22 protein-coding genes are annotated in these 24,440 nt (G+C 55.3%); 17 read left to right on the top strand and 5 right to left on the bottom strand.

Going from position 1 to position 24,440, the window contains the following annotated elements; all coding sequences use genetic code 11:
* The first annotated feature begins 10 nt into the window (after positions 1-10).
* The 4 genes from ACZ5FM_RS26380 to ACZ5FM_RS26395 all read left to right on the top strand — a co-directional run bounded on the left by ACZ5FM_RS26380 (position 11) and on the right by ACZ5FM_RS26395 (position 2,457).
* The gene (locus tag ACZ5FM_RS26380; protein WP_192490736.1) at positions 11-232 is read left to right on the top strand and encodes a hypothetical protein; all 222 of its coding nucleotides are present in this window, start codon (positions 11-13) and stop codon (positions 230-232) included.
* Complete coding sequence (locus ACZ5FM_RS26385; protein ID WP_312949205.1) at positions 222-1,427, top strand: YcaO-like family protein; 1,206 nt, start codon at positions 222-224, stop codon at positions 1,425-1,427. The genes ACZ5FM_RS26380 and ACZ5FM_RS26385 overlap by 11 nt, the downstream gene beginning before the upstream one ends.
* Positions 1,424-2,128 carry a TfuA-like protein gene (locus ACZ5FM_RS26390; protein ID WP_312949203.1) on the top strand — a complete coding sequence of 235 codons (705 nt, stop codon included), beginning with the start codon at positions 1,424-1,426 and terminating at the stop codon, positions 2,126-2,128. Before ACZ5FM_RS26385 ends, ACZ5FM_RS26390 begins: the two co-directional genes overlap by 4 nt.
* 92 nt (positions 2,129-2,220) lie before the next feature.
* Positions 2,221-2,457: a hypothetical protein gene (locus ACZ5FM_RS26395; RefSeq protein WP_192490733.1), complete on the top strand. Its 237-nt coding sequence runs from the start codon at positions 2,221-2,223 to the stop codon at positions 2,455-2,457.
* A gap of 208 nt (positions 2,458-2,665) precedes the next feature.
* On the opposite strand, the gene ACZ5FM_RS26400 is transcribed toward ACZ5FM_RS26395, so the two are convergent.
* The gene (locus ACZ5FM_RS26400) at positions 2,666-3,376 is read right to left on the bottom strand and encodes a ribonuclease activity regulator RraA (protein ID WP_312949201.1); all 711 of its coding nucleotides are present in this window, start codon (positions 3,374-3,376) and stop codon (positions 2,666-2,668) included.
* A 229-nt stretch (positions 3,377-3,605) separates the two neighbouring features.
* Here ACZ5FM_RS26400 and ACZ5FM_RS26405 point away from each other — a divergent pair, with 229 nt between their 5' ends.
* The 11 genes from ACZ5FM_RS26405 (at position 3,606) to ACZ5FM_RS26455 (ending at position 16,375) form a co-directional block, all read left to right on the top strand.
* Positions 3,606-4,394, top strand: a complete 789-nt coding sequence (locus ACZ5FM_RS26405; protein ID WP_312949199.1) for a GntR family transcriptional regulator — start codon at positions 3,606-3,608, stop codon at positions 4,392-4,394.
* A gap of 34 nt (positions 4,395-4,428) precedes the next feature.
* Complete coding sequence (locus ACZ5FM_RS26410) at positions 4,429-5,544, top strand: ABC transporter ATP-binding protein (protein ID WP_312949197.1); 1,116 nt, start codon at positions 4,429-4,431, stop codon at positions 5,542-5,544.
* Positions 5,541-6,470: an ABC transporter permease gene (locus ACZ5FM_RS26415; protein WP_192490730.1), complete on the top strand. Its 930-nt coding sequence runs from the start codon at positions 5,541-5,543 to the stop codon at positions 6,468-6,470. The genes ACZ5FM_RS26410 and ACZ5FM_RS26415 overlap by 4 nt, the downstream gene beginning before the upstream one ends.
* A gap of 11 nt (positions 6,471-6,481) precedes the next feature.
* Positions 6,482-7,363: a carbohydrate ABC transporter permease gene (locus ACZ5FM_RS26420; RefSeq protein WP_192490729.1), complete on the top strand. Its 882-nt coding sequence runs from the start codon at positions 6,482-6,484 to the stop codon at positions 7,361-7,363.
* Positions 7,364-7,423: 60 nt separating this feature from the next.
* On the top strand, positions 7,424-8,953 hold the full coding sequence (locus ACZ5FM_RS26425) for an extracellular solute-binding protein (RefSeq protein WP_312949442.1): 1,530 nt from the start codon (positions 7,424-7,426) through the stop codon (positions 8,951-8,953).
* 69 nt (positions 8,954-9,022) lie between these two features.
* Positions 9,023-11,353, top strand: coding sequence for an alginate lyase (locus ACZ5FM_RS26430; RefSeq protein WP_312949194.1), 2,331 nt, complete (start codon positions 9,023-9,025; stop codon positions 11,351-11,353).
* 18 nt (positions 11,354-11,371) lie between these two features.
* Entirely contained in the window at positions 11,372-12,121 is a 750-nt protein-coding gene (locus ACZ5FM_RS26435; protein ID WP_275642741.1) for an SDR family NAD(P)-dependent oxidoreductase, read from the top strand.
* A 15-nt stretch (positions 12,122-12,136) separates the two neighbouring features.
* The gene (locus tag ACZ5FM_RS26440; protein WP_312949191.1) at positions 12,137-13,306 is read left to right on the top strand and encodes an SGNH/GDSL hydrolase family protein; all 1,170 of its coding nucleotides are present in this window, start codon (positions 12,137-12,139) and stop codon (positions 13,304-13,306) included.
* Positions 13,303-14,337, top strand: a complete 1,035-nt coding sequence (locus ACZ5FM_RS26445; protein WP_312949189.1) for a hydroxyacid dehydrogenase — start codon at positions 13,303-13,305, stop codon at positions 14,335-14,337. Before ACZ5FM_RS26440 ends, ACZ5FM_RS26445 begins: the two co-directional genes overlap by 4 nt.
* Positions 14,334-15,119 (top strand): sugar phosphate isomerase/epimerase family protein, encoded by a 786-nt coding sequence (locus tag ACZ5FM_RS26450; protein WP_312949187.1) that lies wholly within the window; start codon positions 14,334-14,336, stop codon positions 15,117-15,119. The genes ACZ5FM_RS26445 and ACZ5FM_RS26450 overlap by 4 nt, the downstream gene beginning before the upstream one ends.
* An 8-nt stretch (positions 15,120-15,127) precedes the next feature.
* Positions 15,128-16,375: a glucarate dehydratase family protein gene (locus tag ACZ5FM_RS26455; protein ID WP_312949185.1), complete on the top strand. Its 1,248-nt coding sequence runs from the start codon at positions 15,128-15,130 to the stop codon at positions 16,373-16,375.
* Between the two features lie 81 nt (positions 16,376-16,456).
* Here ACZ5FM_RS26455 and ACZ5FM_RS26460 read toward each other — a convergent pair whose 3' ends face one another.
* Positions 16,457-18,448 (bottom strand): putative bifunctional diguanylate cyclase/phosphodiesterase, encoded by a 1,992-nt coding sequence (locus ACZ5FM_RS26460; RefSeq protein WP_409515602.1) that lies wholly within the window; start codon positions 18,446-18,448, stop codon positions 16,457-16,459.
* Between the two features lie 276 nt (positions 18,449-18,724).
* Here ACZ5FM_RS26460 and ACZ5FM_RS26465 point away from each other — a divergent pair, with 276 nt between their 5' ends.
* The gene (locus tag ACZ5FM_RS26465) at positions 18,725-19,768 is read left to right on the top strand and encodes a class I SAM-dependent methyltransferase (protein WP_464041273.1); all 1,044 of its coding nucleotides are present in this window, start codon (positions 18,725-18,727) and stop codon (positions 19,766-19,768) included.
* A gap of 56 nt (positions 19,769-19,824) precedes the next feature.
* On the opposite strand, the gene edd is transcribed toward ACZ5FM_RS26465, so the two are convergent.
* On the bottom strand, positions 19,825-21,636 hold the full coding sequence (gene edd, locus ACZ5FM_RS26470; RefSeq protein WP_312949181.1) for a phosphogluconate dehydratase: 1,812 nt from the start codon (positions 21,634-21,636) through the stop codon (positions 19,825-19,827).
* A 179-nt stretch (positions 21,637-21,815) separates the two neighbouring features.
* Between edd and ACZ5FM_RS26475 the strand changes: the two genes are divergently transcribed.
* A complete protein-coding gene (locus tag ACZ5FM_RS26475) occupies positions 21,816-22,562 on the top strand; it encodes a FadR/GntR family transcriptional regulator (RefSeq protein ID WP_312949179.1) in 747 nt (248 codons plus the stop codon).
* Between the two features lie 70 nt (positions 22,563-22,632).
* Here the strand turns inward: ACZ5FM_RS26475 and ACZ5FM_RS26480 are convergent, their stop codons facing one another.
* Both ACZ5FM_RS26480 and fba read right to left on the bottom strand, forming a co-directional pair.
* A complete protein-coding gene (locus ACZ5FM_RS26480; protein WP_275642749.1) occupies positions 22,633-23,376 on the bottom strand; it encodes an amino acid ABC transporter ATP-binding protein in 744 nt (247 codons plus the stop codon).
* A gap of 19 nt (positions 23,377-23,395) precedes the next feature.
* Positions 23,396-24,418, bottom strand: coding sequence for a class II fructose-bisphosphate aldolase (fba, locus tag ACZ5FM_RS26485; RefSeq protein ID WP_312949177.1), 1,023 nt, complete (start codon positions 24,416-24,418; stop codon positions 23,396-23,398).
* Between the last annotated feature and the right edge of the window lie 22 nt (positions 24,419-24,440).

Here is a 24,440-nt window from a genome sequence, read left to right on the forward strand (position 1 = left end):
GGAGAACATCGTGTCTAAGGTTGCAGTTATTGGACTTCCCGGAGATGAACAGCTCTGGCTCGTAGATTTTACATCAGGCACCGTTTCTCCACTGAGCGCGCCTCCTGCTGGTAGTGACCTCGCCAACGCTCAGACGCTTCGCCAGCAGGGATCGACAATCGTCAAGGGTGTAAACTTTGCGGTCGCATTTTCGTCTGCTGAGGTCGCCGCATCGGGACACCATGAATCCTGATCAGTTAGAAATCGATACTGTCGATTTCCGTTCATGTTCTGCGGGAGAGACCTTTCAACGGGTCTCTCCTATTCTTTATCGGCTCGGTATTACCAGGGTCGCTAAACAAACCAGCCTTGATTGTATCGGTGTGCCGGTCTGGTGCGCCTATACGCCAAACGCCAAAGCGATTGTGATTGCGCAAGGCAAGGGCATAAATGACGATGCTGCGCGAACGTCCGCTGTGATGGAAGCCGTTGAACGTGCCGTTGCCGCCACCCCGGCCTGTCAGATAGTATCTGATACGCCTTCATCTCTCCGCTCGGCTGGCGAGGTCGTAAACACGCTGGATAGCCTGCTGGCTGTAAAATCAATGCCGATCCGCGATGACGAAACGATTTTATGGGCAAGTGCGACCAATTTGCTGACAGGACAAAAAGTTTGGCTGCCTGTGGAAGCCATTCAACTCGACCGCACGCTGATCGCACCGCGTTTCTGGCAGTCGTCTGATGGACTTGCGTCCGGCAATAGTTTGATCGAAGCGACACTGCATGGGTTGCTGGAGCGTGTTGAACGCGATGCTATGACACTGTGGCAGGTAACAACGTCAGCGAAGCGCTATCAGCCAAGAATTGACACCAGCCAGATCGTAAATCCCGACTTGCAGGGTTTGCTCGGCAGAATTTCGGCTGCAGACATGGAAATCGCTGTTTTCGACATCACTAGCGACCTCGCGGTCCCCTGTGTGGTTGCGCTTCTGAAGCCGCGACATCAACCGCAAGCCGGTGACGGCTTCCGTCATGTTGACATCACACTTGGGGCAGGATGTTCCATCTCTCCTGAGATCGCTGTCATGCGGGCGATTACCGAAGCCGTGCAGTCACGCATGACCTTCATTGCCGGGGCAAGAGATGACGTCATGCCGAAGACCTTTAGCCAACCGGCCGACCCGACCATCCTCGCCGCGTTCGATGCGCCGGTTTCCATGCAACTCCAAGATTTGCCCCGCATTAATGCCAGTTGCGCTGAGCAGGCTTTTCAAAGGGTTGTGGAGCGCCTGCGAAACAAAGCTATCCCTGACATCTACGCGGTTGATATCTCACCCGACTGGTTGCCCGCCGCGGTGGTAAAGGTTGTTGTTCCGCAGCTTGAAAACCCCGACGGTGAACGTCGCCAGAGATTTGGTGGCCGGGCGATTTCGCGAGCCTTGCAATGAAGGTCGTCTTCGTCGGTCCGAGCTTCCCAGACATTGGCAAACTGTCGGATGTCGAGATCAGGCCTCCTGCCTGCCAGGGTGATGTCATGCGCGCCGTGCGGGACGGTGCAACGGCGATTGGCCTTATCGATGGTCAGTTCGAATTTGTGCCGCCCGTCTGGCATAAGGAGCTTCTGTTTGCGCTCTCCCAGAACATCGGGGTATTCGGAGCTGCCAGCATGGGCGCGCTGCGTGCCGCAGAATGTGCAGCCTTCGGCATGATCGGCGTTGGCAAGATTTTTGACGATTATGCCAGTGGTCGACGCGATGACGATGGTGATGTCGCCTTGCTGCATGGGCCAGCTGAGTTGGCCTACATGCCGCTGACCATACCGATGGTCAATGTTGATGCTACTTTGGCGCGTGCGGAAAACCTCGGTGTGCTGGCAGCCGCCGATTGCCTTGATATTTCGCGTGCAGCGCGTGGCATCTTCTTCAAGGAAAGGAGTTGGACGCGGATCGCGGAAGTTGCAGGCTTTGATGTGATTGTGCTTCGCAACGTAATAAGTCAAGCATGGGTTGATCAAAAGCGCCTGGATGCCGTTGACCTGCTTGAAGTGATCCAGCGACCAATTGCTGCTCGATCGGCCAAGACTTGGACTTTTAACGAGATTTCCGTGTGGCGTAGTTTGTTTCGCGCAAACGAAGGCGAACAAGTATGATAAATCCCGTTTCGCGTGTGCAACGCTTTTGCAACGCGCACGCAAACGGTTTTCGTGCTTAAAAATGACCTCGACAACATATCGAGGATAGCATGACGAACATCAATGCCAGCATTCAGCTCAGCGAGCGCCATGAGGAATACCTCGCGCTAATCAATATGCTCGAATATACCGTTGGGATCGCTGAAAGCCTTTCCTCGAAATCGGCAGCCTTTCAATTGGACGCAGCCCGCAAGACTTTGATGGGCGAATTGAAAAGTGAGCTGACCGCCGACCTGTCGACACACGAAATTACACAATTGGCAGGCGTTAGAGCCGGCCACTGCTGAGCGGCCTGGCAGGTACTGCCAGCCTCTCCCCGGGCTCGAGGCCATCATGACCTCCTATCTCATGGTGTCGGGTCCGGCATATCCGTCACGCACGAAAGCTGCTTCCTGTGGGGTAGCGTTTTCCGCTGACAAAATGACCGGTAAGGGCGCATTGCCTCACGCCGTCTAATGCTGAAGTGGGCGCGATCAAAATCGCGCCCGGATCGGGTTACCGCCCGTTCTGGCTTCGCCATTCAGCAAACAGGGCCAGGTTGCTTTCATCCGTTGCCGGATAAAGACCGATAATCGTCTGGCCTGCTTTGACCCTCTCAGTGACGAAATCTTCATAGGCCGTCATCTCGACGGCCTCATCAGCAATTTCATCGGCGATCTCCTTGGGTATGACGATAACGCTGTCGTCATCACCCACCATGATATCCCCTGGAAAAACGGCCACGTCACCGCAGCCGATCGGCACATTGATATCAATTGCCTCATGCAGTGTCAGGTTCGTCGGGCTGGATGGACGGTTATGATAGGCCGGGATGTCCAGTTCCCCAATCGTCATTGCATCGCGAAAGCCGCCATCTGTAACCACACCTGCCCCGCCACGTACCATCAACCTTGTAATCAGAATATCACCAGCCGAAGCCGCGCGTGGGTCTTTGCGGCTGTCCATGACCAGTACTGAGCCTTCCGGGCAGGTCTCGATGGCATGGCGTTGTGGATGTTTTGGGTCGCGAAACACGGACATCGGATTACGATCTTCACGCGCCGGCATATAGCGAAGCGTGAATGCCGGGCCGACCATGTTACGTCCCTTCGCTCGCACCGGCCGCACATCCTGGATAGTCTGGTTTTTCAAGCCGCGCTTGTAGAGCGCCGAGCACAGTGTTGCGACGGATACGCCCATCAGTTTCTCACGGGTATCGGGGTTCATGGTCATTTCTCGCTGTTGGAACTGTTCATTGTCATTTCCGTCTGTTGTGCCCATTCGGCTGAAAAGGCTTTGTAATCAGTGCATTTGACCCTGTGGACGAAGACGGGTTCCGAGAAAATCCGAATGAATTTTGGCCGGGGCGACGTCTCCGTCGTCATCACGAGCTTGACTCTCTAAAAAACAACAGATATGTCAAGTTATATTCTGATATCTCAGTTTGGTTATTGATATGTCTAATGCTGTTGAATTTCCATCGTTGCCTCTGTCTGATCTTGTCACGCCACAGGACTTGCCGGTCGATGGCAACATGACCAACCGGATCCACGCATTGCTTCGCAAATTGATTGTCGAAGTGAAGTTGCTTCCGGGACGGGCGCTGTCTGAGAAGGAAATTGCGGCGTTGTTGCATGTCAGCAAGACGCCGGTGCGCGAGGCCATCATCCGCCTGGCCGAGGAAGGTTTCGTGACGGTTGTGCCGCAGGGCGGAACCTACATCTCGCCGATTGATGTGCAGCGTTACATGGAGGCCTGCTTCATCCGGTTCAAGCTGGAAGAGGGCGCTGTCATCGAAGCGACCAAGCGGCATTCGCTTGAAGATATTGCGCGGCTGAAGACCTGTATTTCCCAGCAGCGCACCGCTGCGGAAGATGAGGAATTCACCGATTTCTTCCTGCTGGATGAAGAGTTTCACCGCACAATATTCACCGCTGCCCGTCTGCCCGGTGCCTGGAGCGTTGTAAACCAGGCCAAAGGTGAAATGGACCGCATGCGCCACCTTAAAAGGGTGTTTGCGGTGCGTCGCACGGAAAAGGTGATCGAAGAGCACGAGGCGATCGTGAATGCGATCGCGTCAGGCAACGTTGAAGCGGCGCGCGACGCCGTCCAGTGTCATCTGGGATCGCTTGAATCCAAGATCGCAGAACTCTCCAAGAACCCCAAAATCTGGACCTTCATTGAGCAGGTCAATACGCGCGTCACGAGAAAGCGTGTGTCAAGAGGAGCCAAGGCCCCTGCCTGACTGAACATTCAAGGCTTTTGAGGAGGGGCCTTTCATGTCTGCAGTTCAAATCAACGATGTCGTCAAGCGCTACGGTGCTCTCGAAGTCGTACATGGCATCAACCTTTCCATTCAACCGCAAGAATTCGTTGTGCTCGTCGGGCCATCGGGCTGCGGAAAATCCACCACACTGCGAATGCTCGCAGGCCTGGAAGATATCTCCGACGGCACCGTCTCGATTGACGGGCGCGTCGTCAACAAGATCGCCCCGAAAGACCGCGATGTTGCGATGGTGTTTCAGAACTACGCGCTTTATCCGCATCTGAACGTGGCAGAGAACATTGCTTTTGGCCTGCGTGTACGGGGCGAAAAACGCGATGTGGTCGACAAGGCCGTTACCGAAGCCGCACAAATCCTGGGGTTGACGGAATATCTGGCACGCAAGCCAGCCGACCTCTCGGGCGGCCAGCGTCAGCGCGTCGCCATGGGTCGCGCTATTGTGCGCCGCCCGAAGATTTTCCTATTTGACGAGCCTCTCTCCAATCTCGATGCCAAATTGCGCACCCATATGCGGGCTGAAATCAAGCAGCTGCACAAGCGCATGCAGGCAACCAGCGTTTACGTGACCCATGACCAGGTCGAGGCGATGACGCTCGCGGACCGCATCGTCATCATGAACCGCGGCAATATCGAGCAGGTCGGCTCACCAATGGAAGTGTTTCTCGAGCCGGCAAACACATTCGTTGCAAGTTTTATCGGGTCACCGCCGATGAACCTGCTGGATGCGACAATCGACAAACAGGACGGCCGCGTCAAAGCCGTGATTGCCGGCAGCTCTGGCCAGAGCCTGACAATTCCCGATGCATTTGCAAAAAATGCAACGCAGGGGCAGTCGGTCAAGCTCGGTATCCGGCCTGAAATCATGTCCGTAAAAACGGAAGAAGGGCGTGAGGTTCTTCACTGCAACATCGAACTTGTCGAGCCACTTGGAGCGGAGGCTCTGTTGCATGGTAAGGCCGACGGCCAGCCGTTTATAGCCAAGGCTGAAACGCTTTACGCGGACCACGCGCTCAATGGTGTGACTGAGCTCGCTATCGATACGACCCGCATCCATGTTTTCGATTCCGAAACAGGTCGATCCCTCAAGACCGCAAGCGAGACGCGGTCATGAAACAGCATTTCCAACAATCACTTTATGATGTGTGGCACGATGTGCGCCGCGATTGGCAGCTCTATTTGCTGCTGGCACCGATGGCCATCTGGTTTGCGCTGTTTCTTTATAAGCCGATGTACGGCCTGATCATCGCCTTCCAGGACTTTTCTATCTTCCGCGGCATCGAAAAAAGTCCCTTTGTCGGGTTTGCGAATTTCATCGAGCTTTTCCAGAATGACATGTTCGTACGTGCCTTCTGGAATACCATCACGATCAGCGGCCTCGGACTGATTTTTGCATTTCCGGTGCCGATCATCCTGGCCTTGATGTTCAATGAAGTGCAGAGCGAAATCGGCAAACGCTGGGCGCAGACTGTCGTCTACCTGCCGCACTTCATTTCCGTGGTAATTGTTGCCGGTATCGTCATCAACTTCCTGTCGCCTTCCATCGGCATCGTCAACCTTTTCCTGAAAGGCATTGGCCTTGAGCCAATATACTTCCTGACGCAGCCCGAATGGTTCCGTCCGGTGTTCATTGGTTCGTCGGTATGGAAAGAATCCGGCTTTGAATCGATAGTCTATCTTGCAGCGATCGCCGGTGTCAGCCCGACACTTTACGAGTCCGCACGTGTTGACGGCGCGTCGCGCTGGCAAATGATGTGGCGGATCACCCTGCCCTGCATTCTGCCGACGATCATCATCATGCTGATTATCCGCATCGGCAATCTGGTCGAGGTCGGTTTCGAATATATCATCCTTCTTTACCGTCCATCCACCTATGAAACGGCCGACGTTGTGTCGACCTTCATCTACCGCACCGGTCTGCAAGGCACGCAGTATGATCTGGCCACGGCTGCCGGTCTGTTCAATGCGGTCATTGCTTTCGTTCTTGTCTATTCGGCTAACCGTATCAGCCGAAGAGTCTCGTCGACATCGCTGTGGTGAGGAGCTGAAAAATGGCAAGTTTCAATTTGTATTCCCGTGGTGACAGGATTTTTGGCTGGGCCAACGCCATCCTGTTGGGGCTGTTTGTTCTGTCGACCCTTTACCCATTTATCTATGTCGCGGCCGTCTCGATATCATCGGGTGCAGCGGTGACCGCCGGGCGCGTGACTTTGTGGCCGGTTGATGTGACGCTTGCGGCCTATGAACATGTGCTGTCCGACAGAATGTTCTGGATCGCCTACGGCAACACCTTCATCTACACTTTTGGCGGCACGTTCATGAGCCTGCTGATCATGATACCCGGCGCCTATGCCTTGTCGCGTAAAAGGTTGCGTGGTCGCACCTTCTTCAACATCGCGATTGCCTTCACGCTGTGGTTCCACGCAGGCATGATCCCGTTTTTCCTCAACATGCGTGACCTCGGTCTTCTCGACAGTCGTTTCGGTATCATCATTGGCTTCGCGGCGAGCGCATTCAACGTCATCCTGCTGCGTAACTTCTTCGAAGCCGTGCCCAAATCCTTCGAGGAAGCCGCCAAGATGGACGGTGCGAGCGAGTTGCAGCTGTTGTGGAAGGTTTTTATCCCGCTCTCCAAACCCGCAATCGTCACCGTTGCATTGTTCTGCATCGTGTCGCGCTGGAACGGCTATTTCTGGGCCATGGTCCTGTTGCGCGGTGAAGAAAAAATCCCGCTGCAGGTCTACCTGAAACGCGTCGTCGTCGATCTCAATTCGAATGATGAATTCGCTTCAAGCCTACTGACAGCCCAATATTCATTCGAAACGGTAACCTCTGCGATCATGATCGCGTCGATCATTCCCGTTCTGATCATTTACCCCTACGCACAGAAGTATTTCACAAAAGGAATTCTGCTGGGCGGAGTCAAAGAGTAGCAGCACAAGGGAGGAGAACCTGTGAAACAACTACGAAAAGGCACGCCCCTTCTGGCGTTAATGACAGCCGTGACAATGGCAATGCCTGTTGCCGCACAAGACACCGGCAAGATATCAGAAGACCCGTTGGAACTGACGATCCATTTTCACTTCCGCGATAAATACGTCTACTCAGAAAAATGGCCGGTGGAGCAGAAAGCCGCTGAGATCACCAACATCCACGTGCGTAATGTTGCGTCACTGGCAACGACCAGCAGTCGCGATGCCTTTAACTTGCTGATCGCATCGGGTGATCTGCCAGATATCATCGGCGGCGATGCCTCCGGCGGCCTGAAGGAAGACTTTATCCGCTACGGGCTGGAAGGCGCATTCGTTCCGCTTGATGATCTGATCGAAGAACATGCCCCCAATCTCAAAGCATTCTTTGATAGCCACAAGGATATTCGCAACGCGATTTCCGGCCCTGACGGTAAGCTCTATTTCATTCCATACGTGCCGGATGGAAAATATTCCCGTGGCTGGTTCATCCGCCAGGATTGGCTGGACAAGCTGGGGCTGAAACAGCCGGAGACGCCGGAGGAAGTCTATGAGGTCCTCAAGGCATTCCGCGACAAGGATCCGAATGGCAACGGCAAGAAGGATGAGGTTCCTTACTTTGCCCGTGAACCGATTGATGCGATCCGTCTCATCAATCTCTGGGACGCACGCGTGTCAGGTTCTGAGCGTTATGGAGACTTTGCAGTCTATGACGGCGAACTGCGCCATCCGTGGGCTGAAGAGAACTATAAAACTGGCATCTCAAACGTTGCCAAGTGGTACAAGGAAGGGCTGATCGACAAGGAAGTCTTCACCCGTGGTGCCCGTTCGCGTGAATACTTGCTGGGCAACGATCTTGGCGGCATGACCCATGACTGGTTTGCCAGCACTTCGACCTACAATGATGCTTTGGCGCCAAAGATCGAAGGTTTTGCGCTGAAACCGATGCTGCCACCAAAGTCAGCGTCTGGGGAGCGTTTCGAAGATGCACGCAGACTGCGTGTTCAGCCGGTTGGATGGGCAATTTCCGCCACCAATGAACATCCAGTCGAAACGATCAAGTACTTCGATTTCTGGTTCTCCCAGCAGGGCCGCATCCTGTCGAACTTCGGTGTTGAAGGCCTGACCTATGAGATGGTCGACGGCAAGCCGCAGTTCAAAAAGGAAGTTCTTGAAAACAAGGACCCGGTCAATGCCCAGCTCTGGGCCGTCGGTGCACAAGTGCCGCGCGGTTACTGGATGGACTATGAATATGAACGCCAGTGGACCAACAAGATCGCGCTTGAAGGCATCGATATGTACGACAAGTGCAATTGCCTCAAGGACGAGTTCATGGGCGTGTCGCTGAACGCCGAGGAAAAGGCAATCTTCGACCGCTACTGGCCGAGCCTTCTCACCTACATGACCGAGATGCAGCAAACCTGGATCCTGGGTGCACAGGACGTCGATGCCGGTTGGGATGCCTACAAGAAAAGGCTGGCCGCACTGGGTTACGATGAGGTCATCAAGATGATGCAGTCGGCCTACGACCGTCAGTACAAATCGGCCCAGTAAATCAGTCTATCGCGATGGCGGCCCTGTCGCCGCCATCTCCTTTTTTGTTTTTACAGGAGTTAGAGCGCAATGCGTCCCTCTGCCTCGGCGATCGCCAGACAAGCTCATCTCGATGAACCGCGCCCGGGTTCCCTGACCATTGGCTACATGCCGAGTGAGCAATTACCGCCTGCAGAAAATCCACCGCGTTTTTCCTGGCTTCCCGATATTGATGACGGTGCGCGCTATGTGCTGCGCATCTCGACTGATCCCGATTTTTCCGATGCGAAAACAACTGTCTATGAAGATCTGGCCTGGAACTTCTTCACCCCGGACACGGTGCTGGTGGATGGCCATTATCACTGGAGCTACGCGCTCTGGGATCAGAATGCAGGACAACCTCTTTCCAACTGGAGCAAGGTGCGCGATTTCGAAATCACCGCTGCTTTGCCAAAAACACCGTTACCAGGCCGGGCAGCCCGTCATGCCGCCGCCCACACCAGCCATCCAAGGCTCTGGCTGAATGGCGATCAGCTAAAATCCTTCTCAGCCGCGGTGGCAAAGGATGCCGATCATTGCGGATGGTCCGACTTTTTTGAAAAGTCCGTCAAACCCTGGTTGGACCGGCCGATCATGCCTGAACCGAAACCCTACCCCGACAACGTCCGCGTCGCGACCTTGTGGCGGCAAATGTATATTGATTGCCAGGAAGTGATTTACGCCATTCGCCATTTGGCGATTGCGGGACGTGTTCTGGGTCGGGAAGACCTGCTCGACAGGTCGCGGGACTGGCTGCTGGCTGTTGCCGCCTGGGATCCGACTGGCGCGACCTCCCGCGCCTACAATGACGAGGCTGGCTTCCGTGTCGTTGTCGCTCTCGCCTGGGGATATGACTGGCTTTATGACCATTTGAGCGAGGAAGAGCGCGAGACGGTCAAAACCGTTTTACTGCGCCGTACGCGAGAGGTTGCTGACCATGTGATCTCGCATGCCCGCATCCACGTCTTCCCCTATGACAGTCACGCCGTACGCTCTTTGTCTGCAGTGCTGACACCAGCCTGCATTTCGCTGCTGGGTGAAAGCGAAGAAGGTGGCGAATGGCTCGACTATACGGTTGAGTTCCTGTCGACCCTCTATTCCCCATGGGCGGGCACCGATGGTGGCTGGGCCGAAGGTCCGCACTACTGGATGACCGGCATGGCGTATCTGATCGAAGCCGCCAACCTGATCCGCTCTTACATCGGTTACGACCTCTATCAGCGTCCTTTCTTCCAGAACACCGGACGGTTTCCGCTCTACACCAAGGCTCCGGGAACGCGCCGCGCCAATTTTGGTGACGATTCCACCATGGGGGATCTGCCCGGTCTGAAGGTCGGCTACAATGTGCGCCAGTTTGCCGGTGTGACCGGCAATGGCCATTACCAATGGTATTTCGATCGCATCAAACAGGATGCGGCTGGTACCGAAATGGCCTTTTATAATTACGGCTGGTGGGATCTGAATTTTGACGATCTTGTTTATCGTCACGACTACCAGCAGGTGGAGGCTGTTCCGCCAAGTGATCTGCCAGCACTGTCCGTGTTCAATGACATTGGCTGGGTGACCATCCAGAAACACATGGAAGATCCGGACCGGCATCTGCAGTTCGTGTTCAAATCCAGCCCGTACGGTTCGCTGAGCCACAGCCACGGCGATCAGAACGCCTTTGTGCTCTATGCCTATGGCGAAGATCTGGCGATCCAGTCCGGTTATTATGTCGCCTTTAATTCACAAATGCATGTGAACTGGCGCCGCCAGACCCGCTCGAAAAATGCGGTGCTTATTGGCGGCAAAGGCCAATATGCCGAAAAGGACAAGGCACTGGCACGGCGTGCCGCCGGACGTATCGTTTCAGTCGATGAGCAGCCTGGTCATATCAAGATCGTCGGTGATGCGACGGCGGCCTATCAGGTTGCAAACCCGCTGGTTCGCAAGGCAGAGCGTGAAATCCATTTCGTCAACAACAGCTATTTCGTGTTTGTCGATGAGGTGGAGTGCGCCGAGCGGCAGGAATTGCAATGGCTTTGCCACACGATCGGCGCGCCGCAGACCGGTCGTTCCAGTTTCCGTTACACCGGCAAGAAAGCCGGCTTTTATGGCCAATTTGTCTATTCATCGGCCGGCATGCCGCAGATTTCGGCTGTTGAAGGGTTTCCCGGTATCGATCCGAAGGAATTCGAAGGGCTCGAAATCCATCACCACGTTAGCGCGACCGTACCGGCCGCAACACGACACCGTCTGGTCACCCTTCTGGTGCCTTACAGCCTGAGCGAACCGAAGCGGATTTTCAATTTCATCGATGATCAGGGTTTTTCGACAGACATCTACTTCAGCGATGTCGATGACGAGCGCTTCAAACTCTCTCTTCCCAAGCAGTTCTAATCAATACGAGGTTTTCAAATGCAACGTTTCAAAAACAAAACTGTCATCGTCGCTGGTGCAGGTCGCGATATTGGCCGCGCATGCGCTATCCGGTTTGCTCAGGAAGGTGCCAATGTGGTGCTGACCTATAACGGCGCAGCGGAAGGTGCAGCATCAGCCGTTTCCGAAATTAAAAAGCTCGGCGGCAAGGCGCTGGCCGTCAAGGCCGACCTTACCAAGGCCACTGATGTCGAAGGCGCAATCTCTGCGGCAGCCGACAAGTTCGGAGAGATCCACGGTCTGGTGCACGTGGCAGGCGGCCTGATTGCCCGGAAGTCTCTGGCCGAGATGGACGAAGCCTTCTGGCATCAGGTACTCGACGTCAACCTGACCTCGCTTTTCCTGATCACCAAGGCAGCCGTGCCGAAGATGGCAAAAGGCGGCGCCATCGTTACCTTCTCGTCGCAGGCCGGCCGCGACGGCGGTGGTCCAGGCGCTTTGGCCTACGCGACATCCAAGGGTGCAGTGATGACTTTCACGCGCGGCCTTGCCAAGGAAGTTGGTCCTAACATTCGCGTCAATGCGGTTTGCCCGGGCATGATCTCGACCACCTTCCACGACACTTTCACCAAACCGGAAGTGCGTGAGCGGGTGGCCGGTGCCACGTCGTTGAAGCGCGAAGGATCGAGTGAGGATGTTGCCGGTCTGGTAGCCTTCCTCGCGTCTGACGATGCGGCCTACATCACCGGCGCTTGCTACGACATCAATGGCGGCGTCCTGTTCTCCTGATAGCCTGGTAAAACCATGTCCGTATCGTTACCAAGGGCGAGCCGCGTTGCCATTCTTGGCACGTCGCTCGTCCAGCAAAACCACATTGGCGATGCCGGGATGCTCGCGACATCGGCACGCGGCTGGATGAGTTGGGCCGAGGTTCTGTCTCACGGCAGGCTTCGTTGTCCTGTCCATCACGATCCATCGGTGCCGCCCGGTTGGGAACCGAGCAATCGACCTGGCGTCAGCCGGTTTTTTAGCGGGCTCAATTTTGGGGTGTCAGGGCAGAAGGCAATCGAGATCGAACGGCGGTTGTCGTTATTGCTGCGATCGGATTTCGACCTTATCCTGCTTGACGCCGGCACCAACGACATGATGGTGGAAACGCGCCAGACGATTGCAGATACCAGAGCACGTATTGCGTTGGCTTTGCTGGCGGCGGGCAAGACGGTCATTCTGCTGCCCATTCTGGCGCGTGGTGTGGGCAAGTGGCCAGCCCATGGTTCCGAAAGGGCTAAGGCGCACTGGATCAATCGCCAGAGTGCTGAATTCGCCGCCAACCACCCCAATTGCCATGTGTTTGACTGGAACGCGGCATGGGTTGATCCGGATAATGAATTCGGAGAGCCCTATTCCGGTTATTCTGACGATGGAACGCATTTTTCAGTACGCGGTGCCTTTGCTGTCGGTAAGCTGCTGGCAGGGTATCTCGAAGCAATGTTACCGCGTGCGCCAGACCGTCTTCTGCCGAAAGATGATCGCTTCGATGCTGTCGACAATCCAGCGGGCAATTTGGTCACCGAATTATCGGCGAAGACACTCAGCGATAAAGGTGACCAAAGCCACCGTCTTGGCGGGCAGATTGAACATCCGGGAACCGGCAGCTGGATTGAGGCGATCTGCGATATCGACGTGCCGGCTCATCCCGGAATTCTCGGAGTAACACTACGCTTGAAGGATGTTGCCGAAGACGGGCAACAGGCCAGTGCGTTAAACCCCTTTCGCGCAGAAGACGGTACAGTTTTCCCTTTTCCCGATACCCATTGGAAAGGTGCATTGCGGACGCCTCCATTAAAACTCCGGCCGGGCAACGCACCTCCCGAGCTTTGTCTCGATGTTCTGATGCAGGGTGGCTCAAAGCCGATCAACATCGATATTGCGCGCATTGATGTGCGGCCTGTTTCAAGTCCGGTGCGCGCATGAGCAGACATGATAAGAAACCGAAGCTGTTGATAGCCATGCGCAGCGAGCTTCCCGATGGGTTTTTCAGCGCGCACGAATGGGCGCGACTGAATGCAGTGACAGATATCATTGATGGATTTCCCTATACGGATTTTGACACGGGTACGGGTCGCGAAGCTCTGGCTGATGCCGACATTCTGCTTGCCGCTTGGGGTACACCGTCGTTGACAAAAGAACGCCTTGCCCGGGCACCCAACCTCAAGATGCTGGCTTATGCGGCATCATCGGTGCGCGTAGTCGCGCCTGCCGAGTTTTGGGACAACTCAGATATTCTGGTGACAACAGCCGCATCCGTGATGGCCACACCCGTGGCCGAGTTTACCTATGCGGCCATCATCATGTGCGGCAAGGATGTGTTTCGCCTGCGGGATGAACACCGGGCTGAGCGCGGCACCGGTGGTTTTGGCAGCCGCCGTGGCATGAATCTGCCTTGGCTTGGCAGCTATTCCCGCAAAGTCGGCATTGTTGGCGCGTCTCGTATCGGACGGCAGGTCATCGATATGCTGACACGAGGCAGTTTTGAAATTGCCGTCTACGATCCATTCCTGTCTGAGGATGAGGCAGTTGCACTTGGTGCGACAAAAATGGAGTTACACGCGCTTCTTGCATGGTCCGACATTGTTTCGCTACATGCGCCGATCCTGCCGCAGACCCACCATATGATTGGCGCTCAAGAGCTCGCGCTGATGGCCGACCATGCGGTGTTCATCAATACGGCACGGGGCTGGCTGGTCGATCACCAGGCATTGTTATCGGAGGCACAATCCGGCCGCCTGCGTATTCTGATCGACACGCCGGAACCGGAACCCTTGCCGGTCGACAGCCCATTCTACGACCTGCCGAATGTCGTGCTGACGCCACACATCGCCGGAGCGCTGGGCAACGAACTGCGTGCCCTTTCCGATGTCGCAATTACTGAAATAGAGCGATTTGTTGCCGGCCTTCCACCGCTCTACCCCGTCCGCAAACAGGACATGGAGCGTATGGCATGAGCCCTGTTGAATACTGTTTTTCGACGCTTGGATGTTCTGAACTAAGCCTGCATGAAACCGCTGACCTTGCGAGACGGCACGGTATATCTTCCGTGGAATTGCGTGCACTTTCCGGCGCGGTTGACGTGATTTCGGCATTGGATACGGAGTTTGATCGCCCGTCGCAGTTTGCGGCCTTTCTTCAACAACGCGACCTCAAGGTCGTGGCCCTCAATACATCGATCCGATTGCTTGAAAGTCGTGACCTGTCGGCCGTCGAACCCTTTGTTGCATGGGCGGAAGCGGCAGGCGTGGCACATCTCAGAATCTTTGACGGCGGCAAACAGTTAGCTGCCGACGGGATGAGACGCGCAACTGCATTGCTTGATCAATGGCAAGCCGACCGGCAATCGCGCGGGCTGAATGTCGATCTGATGATCGAAACCCATGATGCTCTGGCAGATGCTGCGCAACTGAAGACCTTCGTCAAACACGTGCCAAACGCCTTGATGTTATGGGACACCCATCACACCTGGGCCAAGGGTTCTGCTCTCAACAGCCTGTGGCCTGATATCGCCGACAATGTCGTCCATTTGCATGTCAAGGACAGCAAGATGGGAAGCGATGGCCTTCGCCATTACGTGCTTCCCGGCCACGGTGATTTCCCCATGGCGAATCTTATGTCGCTTGTCAGGTCGAGTAAACGACACATCCCTCTCAGTCTCGAATGGGAGCGCCACTGGCATCCCGAACTGCCACCTCTGGATGACGCGTTGACGGCAGCGCGCACCTGGTGGCGATAGGAGTTCTTATGCGTATCGCTGACATCAAATTAACGCCGGTTGCCATCCCCGACAAACCCTTGCTGAATTGCAAGGGTGTGCACCAGCCCCATGCGTTGAGAACCATCATCGAAGTCATCTGTGATGACGGTACGGTTGGTTTGGGAGAAAGCTATGGCAGTATCAAAGCCCTGGACGGTTTAAGACGGGCGGCTCCGTCATTGATCGGGCTTGACCCGTTTCACCTTCACGAGTTGAAGGCAAGAGTGATTGCTGCCTTGCCCGGTGGTGGAGGCATCAACGCGAAAACCGCCGTTGCCGATCACAAGCTGACGGACGTTGTTGCCTCGGCATTTGAAGTTCCATGTCTTGATATTCAGGGCAAGCTGCTTGGACGGCCGCTTTGTGACCTGCTTGGTGGGGCGGTTCGTGACACGGTTCCCTTCAGCGCCTATCTGTTTTTCAAGTTTGCCGCTCATATCGGTCAAGAACCGGACGAATGGGGGGAAGTGCTGACGCCAGACCAGATGGTTGGGGAAGCCCGCCGGATGGTGGACAAATACGGCTTTCAGTCCCTGAAACTCAAAGGGGGGGTGTTGCATCCCGATCTCGAAATCGAGACGATGCTGAAGCTTCGCGAAGCCTTTCCAGATCATCCCTTGCGGATTGATCCCAATGGCGGCTGGACCGTAGACACGGCCATTTACATGGCACGCAAACTGGAAGGGGTTCTGGAGTATCTTGAAGATCCCGTCATTGGTATGGACCAGATGGCGGAGGTGGCCGCAGCAACATCGATTCCGCTGGCCACCAATATGATCGTTCTTGAGTTTGACCAGATCGCCGAAGCCTTTCGCAAAAAAGCTGTCCAGATCGTCCTGTCCGACCATCACTATTGGGGCGGTCTGCGTGCCTCGACACATCTTGGCAAGATCTGTGAGACATTGGGCCTCGGTGTATCCATGCACTCCAACTCGCATCTCGGTATCACGCTGGCTGCAATGACCCATGTTGCCGCAGCGACACCCAACCTTAGCTATGACTGCGATACACATTTCCCATGGACTGGCGTCGATGTGATTGAAGGCAAACCCTTCACGTTCCGCGATGGCAAGCTCAATGTGCCGCAAGGCCCGGGTCTTGGTGTGTCACTTGACCACCAGAAACTCGCCGATCTTGCTGCGCTCTACGAACAGACTGAGATGAAGGAACGCAACGACACTGCCTATATGCAGTTGTTCGATCCCGGTTACGAAAGACGCGTGCCGCGCTGGTAACTAAAACGACTTTCACAGGATGTTGGGCGTCTGGTTCATGACGCCCCTTGGGAATCTATGGAGCGCTGGAGTTTAGCGCTCTTAGCCCTGGATGAGGGAGTTTCCCGCAGGCGTTGACCGACGCACCACTTCATAGGTTTCGAATTGGCTGACGGGTACAGGGCGTCCAACGTGGAAACCTTGGATCTGGTCTATTCCGTATTGCCGCATCAACAGCTCATGGGCTTCGGTTTCTGCACCCTCGACAAGAATTCGCAGGCCACGGTTGCGCAGCAGGCTGATGATATCACGCAGCATCATCCGACCGCGCTCTGTGTCGCAATCATGCAGGAAGGAGCGGTCGATCTTCACGGTGTCGAATTCGATCAGGCGAAGCCAGGACAGACCGGCAAAACCAGTGCCGAAATCATCGAGCCAGATTTGAGCGCCAAGTTTTCTGAGGTCACTGATGCAGCGAACCACCTCCTGATCCATTTCCAGCTCAACGCCTTCGGTGATTTCGAAGGCAAGCCGCGCACCCATCAGGCCAAATTCTGACAGTGTAGCTGCGACATAGGTCGCAAAACCGGGCATCTTCAACTCGATTGGCGACACGTTAACACTGGCAACGGGCACAAGATTGGTCGCCAACAGATCGCTGCAAACCGTTCGGATCGCCCAGCGACCGAGATCGACAATCGCCCCTGTTCGCTCGGCGATCGGAATGAAGGTGCTTGGCAGAACGGGCGTTCCGTCCAGCATCCTTAATCTCATCAAGGCTTCAGCCCCACTCAATTCGCCTGTCTTGACGTCGCGGATCGGTTGATAAACCAGAGTAACAAGGCGCTGTTGAACGGCGATTTTAAGGATCGCTGCAATGTTTTCACTATCGTCGCTCGCCCAGGGGTCCTTGGTGTCGAATAGTTTGACGCAGTTGCGGCCACTTGCCTTTGCGGCATAGAGCGCACGGTCGGCCTCGTGAATGACCCTGTCTACTTGGACTGCATTACCGCGTGTGTGCGAAACACCCACGCTGACGGTGACGAAGGGTGTTCCGTCGCGTCTTGCTTCATGCGGATACGCCATGACACGGACGGCGATACAAATCGCTTCCGCCAGATCGGCGGCGCGTTTGGGTGTGTCGGTAGGTGCAATGACAATGAACTCCTCGCCGCCATATCGGCCAATGATGGCGCCATGCAGTGATGCAACGGTTTTCAGTCGCTGCGACACCGCAATCAGGCAACGGTCACCTTCCTGGTGGCCGTAGCAGTCATTGTAACGTTTGAAGAAGTCGACATCGATGAGCAGGACAGCAAAACTCTTGCCGTGCTCTCGCCAATTGTTCCAGTAGTCACGCAGTCGCTGGTCGATCGCACGGCGATTTTCAAGGCCGGTCAGCGAATCGGTGATGGACAAGTGCAGCAAAGCCTTGCCCCGTTCGTCGGCTGCTGATTGCTGCAGCCGCGCCTCATAGGCGTTGAGGAAAACCTTGTAACGCTCTCTGTTGAGCTGCAGGTTCACGTAGGATGTAAAAATGAAGCAGGAAATACAGAATGCACCGAGGATCAGCTTGTAAAGCAATCCCATCGGCTCAAAGGCGTAGAGAAAACCGACGAAGATCGTCAGGTTCGTCGCCGAAGCCGCGAATGCCAGTGGAAACCGGAAGCTGAAAAACAGGTTGAAGCTCATCATGAAGATGGCGCCAAACACCATGTAGTAGGAAAAGGCATTCACATGGCTGGTCATTTGTGCCGTAGCGAGCCAAACAACATAACCTGAAAGCACGGAGACTGCGGCAATAAGATCGATGATATCGGCACGTGCTTTGAAGTGCAGCAGAATTTCGAGAACGCACAACGCAACGATGCCCACGGCAACGCGACCCGCAATGGTGTAGAGCGCGACATCGCGCAGGAACAGGTAATCGGTCGCAGAGTAAGCGATATAAGCGGCAACAGCGATCCAAAGACCGTGACGCGTCACGTCTTTTCGGTTGAGTTCACTTTCCTGCTGATAGAGGCTACGCATCTGCTCAGGGGAAAGCGCCGGCCGCATCGCGGGCACGGTGGTCTCGGCTAACAAGTGCATCATGCCCTATTCACCCAACATCCAGCGCATTGATTCTAGCCGCCATCCGGCCAGAGCCGGAAGTCAACGATGATTCACCCTGCGCAAGCTCCCATGCCACTCTCAACCGAGAGTGCACCAACTCTCATATATCCTGAGGTTATTAACTTTTTCTAAACTTCTCACAAACTGGAAAGGTGGGGGTTGTTGAAAAACATCACCGCCGCGAACTTGACGTGCACGGAAAATGCTGAAGATTTTATCTTTTTCTTTAACCCTTTATTCAGCAGTGAGGTTCGCGTGGCTCAGCCTTTGTTCTCCCTTGACGGTGAAAGTCTTATCACTCCCCAGTCGGTCACTAACCATCGCCACCCATCTGACAAAACCGCCGAGGCTGATCTTCTGGCAACGGCAGAGGCGGAGTTCGTACTGATCATGAACCTCGCAAATCAGCGCTTCAGCGCCGGTAACGACCTCGCCGAAGCGACAAAATGGCTGATTGCCCAGATGCATGATTTGCGGTGGAAATATGGTCCGGCCGTGTGGCAGGGACTTATTCCGATCATTCAGGCGCACCCTTCCGCAAAAATCATGCAGCAGTGCCCATTCACCCGTTGGTCGTTTGAAAAACCACGCGGATACTCTGGCGATGCCAGCCTTATCGACTTCATCTACGGTCATGAGGCAGTGGCACATGAGGTGGCAAAATCCACGCCTCTCGGCCTTAACATTTTTGAATATACCCGCAACGCTCCGGGACCGGTTGCCGTTCGCGAGCGCCGCGACATTCTGACCGAATATGTTGATATGGTTGCAGCCGAGAAGGGACCGGAGACGGAAATTCTGACCGTTGCTGCAGGCCATCTTCGTGAAGCAGAAAATTCTCAGGCGGTTAAGAACGGTAGCATCAAGCGTTGGGTTGCCCTCGATCAGGACCCGCTCAGCATCGCATCGATTTCAAGCCAGTTCCATGGCACGTGCATCGAACCAATCGACGGCTCGGTTCGTGGCCTGCTCGCCAAAAAACATAAGATCGGAACCTTTGATTTCATCTATGCCGCAGGCTTGTACGATTATCTGACCGACAAGGTGGCGATCCGCCTCACCCAGGTTTGCATGGACATGCTGAAGCCGGGCGGCATGTTTCTCTACGCCAATTTCTCAGATGAAATGGCCGATGACGGTTACATGGAGTCCTACATGAACTGGGAGCTTCTCCAGCGTTCGGAAGCCGATATGTGGCGCGTTACCAATGCCAGTGCTGATCCGAGCACCGTAGACAGCAAAGTGTGGTTCGGCGCCAACCGAAACATCATCTACAGCACAATCAAAAAACGGTCCTGAGCTCCAAACGCCTAGCGACCTAACCCCCAAGAAGGCCCGTCGTATAGGGTGACGCCCTATACGACAAAGCTTGCTCCCGCCTCCGCGCCAGAAACCCGTTCGCGGGCATGCAGAAACAGTTCCCGACCCGTGCCACGCGTGGTCGCCTTACTGGATGCAGCTTTTCTTTGTGCCAATTGATCCTCGTCAACACGTACTGAAAGTGTGCCTGCAATGGCATCGAGCACCACAATATCACCTTCGTCGATGCGCGCGATCATTCCGCCTTCTACAGCTTCAGGTGTGACATGGATTGCAGCGGGGATCTTACCTGAGGCGCCTGACATACGACCGTCGGTAACAAGTGCCACCTTGAAGCCGCGATCCTGCAACACGCCGAGTGCCGAACTCAGTTTGTGAAGTTCCGGCATGCCACTGGCTTTCGGTCCCTGGAAACGCAGAATGGCGACGAAGTCGCGATTCAGTTCACCGCGCTCAAAGGCCGTGATGAGGTCCTGCTGCCGCTCAAAAATCCGGGCTGGCGCTTCAATGATAAACTGGTCTTTCTTGAGGGACGAAATTTTGATGATTGCGCGACCGATATTGCCTGTCAGAACCTTCAGGCCACCATTTGCCTGGAAGGGTTTATCGGCCGTCTTGATTACTGCGGGATTGACCACTGGTTGTGCCGGTACCTGCCAGACGACCTCGTCCTCAATCAGTTTTGGCTCTGCGATGTAGTCCTCAAGACAGTCACCCACTACAGTGCGAACGTCGGCATGGACGAGGCGATGAACGAGCAACGTATCAATCAACGCCCGCATGCCGCCTGCTGCATGGAACTGGTTTACATCGGCCGGACCATTTGGGTAGACACGGGCGATCAGCGGCACCGCATCGGACAATTCTGAAAAATCGTCCCAAGTTACAATGATCCCCGCGGCCCGGGCCATGGCCACCATGTGCATGGTGTGGTTGGTCGAACCACCGGTTGCCAGAAGCCCGACAATGCCGTTGACCACAGACTTGGCAGTGACAATATCGGCAATTGGTGTCGGCTCCTTGCCCAGCAGCGAAAGATCAACGGCACGTTTGACGGCCGCCCGCGTCAGGGCATCACGAAGTGGTGTGTCCGGATTGACGAAGGTTGAGCCCGGCAAATGCAAGCCCATGATCTCCATCAGCATCTGGTTGGAATTGGCGGTGCCGTAAAAGGTACAGGTGCCTTTGGCATGATAGGAACGTGTCTCGGATTCCAGTAGGGCGTCACGTTTGACCTTGCCTTCTGCGTATAACTGCCGAACTTTGACTTTTTCTTCGTTGGAAAGGCCTGTTGTCATCGGCCCGGACGGCACAAAAATCGCAGGCAGATGACCGAAAGCCACTGCACCCATGAACAGGCCGGGCACGATCTTGTCGCAAGTGCCAAGGTAAAGTCCAGCATCAAAGGCATCATGGCTGAGAGCAATCGCAGTCGACATAGCGATGACGTCGCGCGAAAACAGCGAAAGCTCCATGCCGTCGCGCCCCTGCGTGATGCCGTCACACATGGCAGGGACGCCACCGGCAACCTGAGCAACTGCGCCGAGCTTGGCGGCAGCGGTCCGAATGATTGTCGGAAAATCCTCAAACGGCTGATGCGCGGAAACCATGTCATTATAAGCGGTGACGATACCGAGATTGGGCGCAGTTGTGCCCAAAATAGCCTGCTTGTCGCCGGGACAGCAGGCGGCGCCCACATGCGCAATGTTGGCGCAGGGCATGCTCTGTCGGCGTGGGCCGTCTTCTGAAAGTGCTTCGGCTACGGTTGCCTCATAGGCGGAACGCGTGTCGCGTGAGCGCTCAAGGATACGATCGGTAACACGCCTGATTGTGTCGAAAGCACTCATAATCATTGTCCGGATTTTGATTGGGTGGGAAGAACGATGTGAAAATCAACTTGTAAATTTAATTGACAATATGTCAAGCGAACGGCAATGCGCTGCTTCCCTCTTGCCGCGAGCCGCGATAGAATAGACCCTCGAGTTGAATCGCCATCGCCAATTTTCCGGAGTTCCAACGTCTCGACATGGCACAGATCGATCTGACACCCGCTCGCAAGGAGCGCCTGGCCGATACGGTTTACGGTGCCATTCTCTCAGGCATCACCTCCGGCAAGTTCGCACCTGGTGACAAATTACCGTCCGAGGCCGAGTTCTCGCTTGCTTTCGACGTTTCACGCCCCGTCGTGCGCGAGGCCCTGTTGCGCCTCAGCACTGATGGCCTGATTCAATCACGCCGTGGCATCGGAACCTTCGTGTCCACCCGACCCTCGACACGGCTAACGGAACTGGCTGATGCGGCCAGCCTTTCAGGTTTTCTGCGGGCTTTCGAGCCACGTATTGTGCTGGAAACGGAGGCCGCACGCCTTGCCGCGATGCGCCGCAGCCGTGCCGATCTCGGCACGATACGCCAGACCATCGATGATCTCAGCAAGGCCATCGAGGCCAATGAGCTGGGACAGGAACAGGATATCGCGTTTCACAACGCCATAGCCCATGCTGCAGGTAATCAATATTTCCCGGCATTGCTCGAGGATTTGCGAATGCCTGTCACTGAAACGATGAATATCGGTCTTGAACTTGCCCGCGAACGTTCAACGGCACGCCGTCGGCGTATCATCGAAGAACACACCCGCATCTTTAACGCTATTGCAGCTGAAGATGCCGATGCAGCCGGCAGCTACATGAAATACCATCTGTTGCAGGCACGGTCAGCGCTGCTTGATGCCAGCCATCTGGAGCCGACAAACGAGCTCGGTGAAGACAGCGAATAAAAAACGGCCGGATTACCGGCCGATTTCTGCGCCAATACGCAGGCGCTAGAGTGCCTGCACCAAGCTTCCGTCAGTGCAACATCTGTGCAAGAAAATCGCGGGCACGTTCAGTACGCGGTTGACCGAAGAACTCTTCCGGCGCGGCGGATTCAACGATTGCGCCGCGATCCATGAAGATGATGCGGTCTGCCACCTGACGCGCGAAATGCATCTCGTGTGTCACGCAGATCATGGTTGATCCTTCATTGGCCAGCTCGACCATGGTGTCGAGCACTTCACGCACCATTTCAGGATCCAGTGCTGAGGTTGGCTCATCGAACAACATCAGTTCCGGGCTCATCGACAATGCCCGTGCAATGGCAACACGTTGCTGCTGGCCGCCGGATAGCTGCACCGGGTATTTGTTTGCCTGCTCTGGTATCCTCACACGGGCCAGAAAACGTTCAGCCGTTGCGCGTGCCTCTTCCCGAGCAATGCCTTTGACCTTCATCGGCGCAATCATGCAATTTTCCAGCACAGTCATATGCGGGAAAAGATTGAAGTTCTGAAACACCATACCCGTGCGTCGCCGCACCGCATCCACACTTTCGCGCTTGTTGGTCAGTTCTATGCCACACACCTTCAACTTGCCGGACTGATGGTGTTCCAGCCCGTTCAGGCAGCGGATAAAGGTCGACTTTCCCGAGCCTGATGGTCCGCAAATGACGATCGTTTCGCCCTTGCGAATTGTTGTCTCGATGCCGTTCAGTGCCTGAAAGGCACCGAAATATTTCGACATCTGGCGCGCTTCCACAACGATCTCGCTTCCGGTCATGTCTTGCTCTCCAGGCTTATCAGGCAATCTTCGGATCAAGCGATCCGGATGCGTAACGGCGGGCCATATCCGCCATCGGGATAACCTTGATGCGGCTTGCATTGCCAGCGGTTCCAAACTCCTCAAGGCGCTGACGGCAGAGCTTGCTGATGGCATCCATTCCCGGCTTCATCATATTGCGAATGTCGAATTCCTTGGGATCTTCATGCATGACGCGGCGGATCTGGCCAACCAGTGCCATGCGGTTGTCGGTGTCGATATTGACTTTGCGCACACCGTGTTTGATGCCGCGCTGGATTTCTTCAATCGGCACGCCCCAGGTCTGTTTGATGTCGGCGCCGTACTTGTTCATGATGTCCTGCAATTCCTGCGGGACAGACGACGAGCCGTGCATGACGAGATGTGTGTCGGGCAAACGGCGGTGGATTTCTTCGAGCCGGTCCATGGCCAGCACATCTCCATCGGGTTTGCGGTCAAATTTATAGGCGCCATGCGAGGTGCCCATGGCAATTGCCAGTGCATCGACCTTTGTTGCCTTCACGAATTCGACAGCCTGATCGGGATCCGTCAGCAGGCGTTCATCACTGCGCGATTCCAGTTTGCCCAGAACACCAATCTCCCCCTCAACCGAAGCACCCATCCAATGGGCCATCGACGACACTGTCGAGGTAACGCGAACATTGTAATCATAATCTGACGGTGTCTTGGCATCGGCTTCCAGCGAGCCATCCATCATCACCGAGCTGAAGCCAATTTGGAGCGCGGTGGCACAGGTCGCTTCGCTGTTTCCGTGGTCTTGGTGCACAACGATTGGAATATGCGGATAGAGTTTTTCGATGGCCGCGAACAGATGTTCGATCATCACGTCGGTCGCATAGCTGCGTGCCTTTGTTCCGACCTGAAGGATCACGGGAGAATCGACCGCATCGGCTGCATTCATCACCGCCAGCATCTGCTCCATGCAGGTTACGCTGAAGGCGGGGACGCCATATTGAAATTCGGCGGCGTGATCGAGAAGTTGGCGAAGTGTGATGCGCGACATCGGTCGGACCTTTCAGATGGAA

The organism is Agrobacterium sp. 5Ca50, from assembly GCF_055381905.1.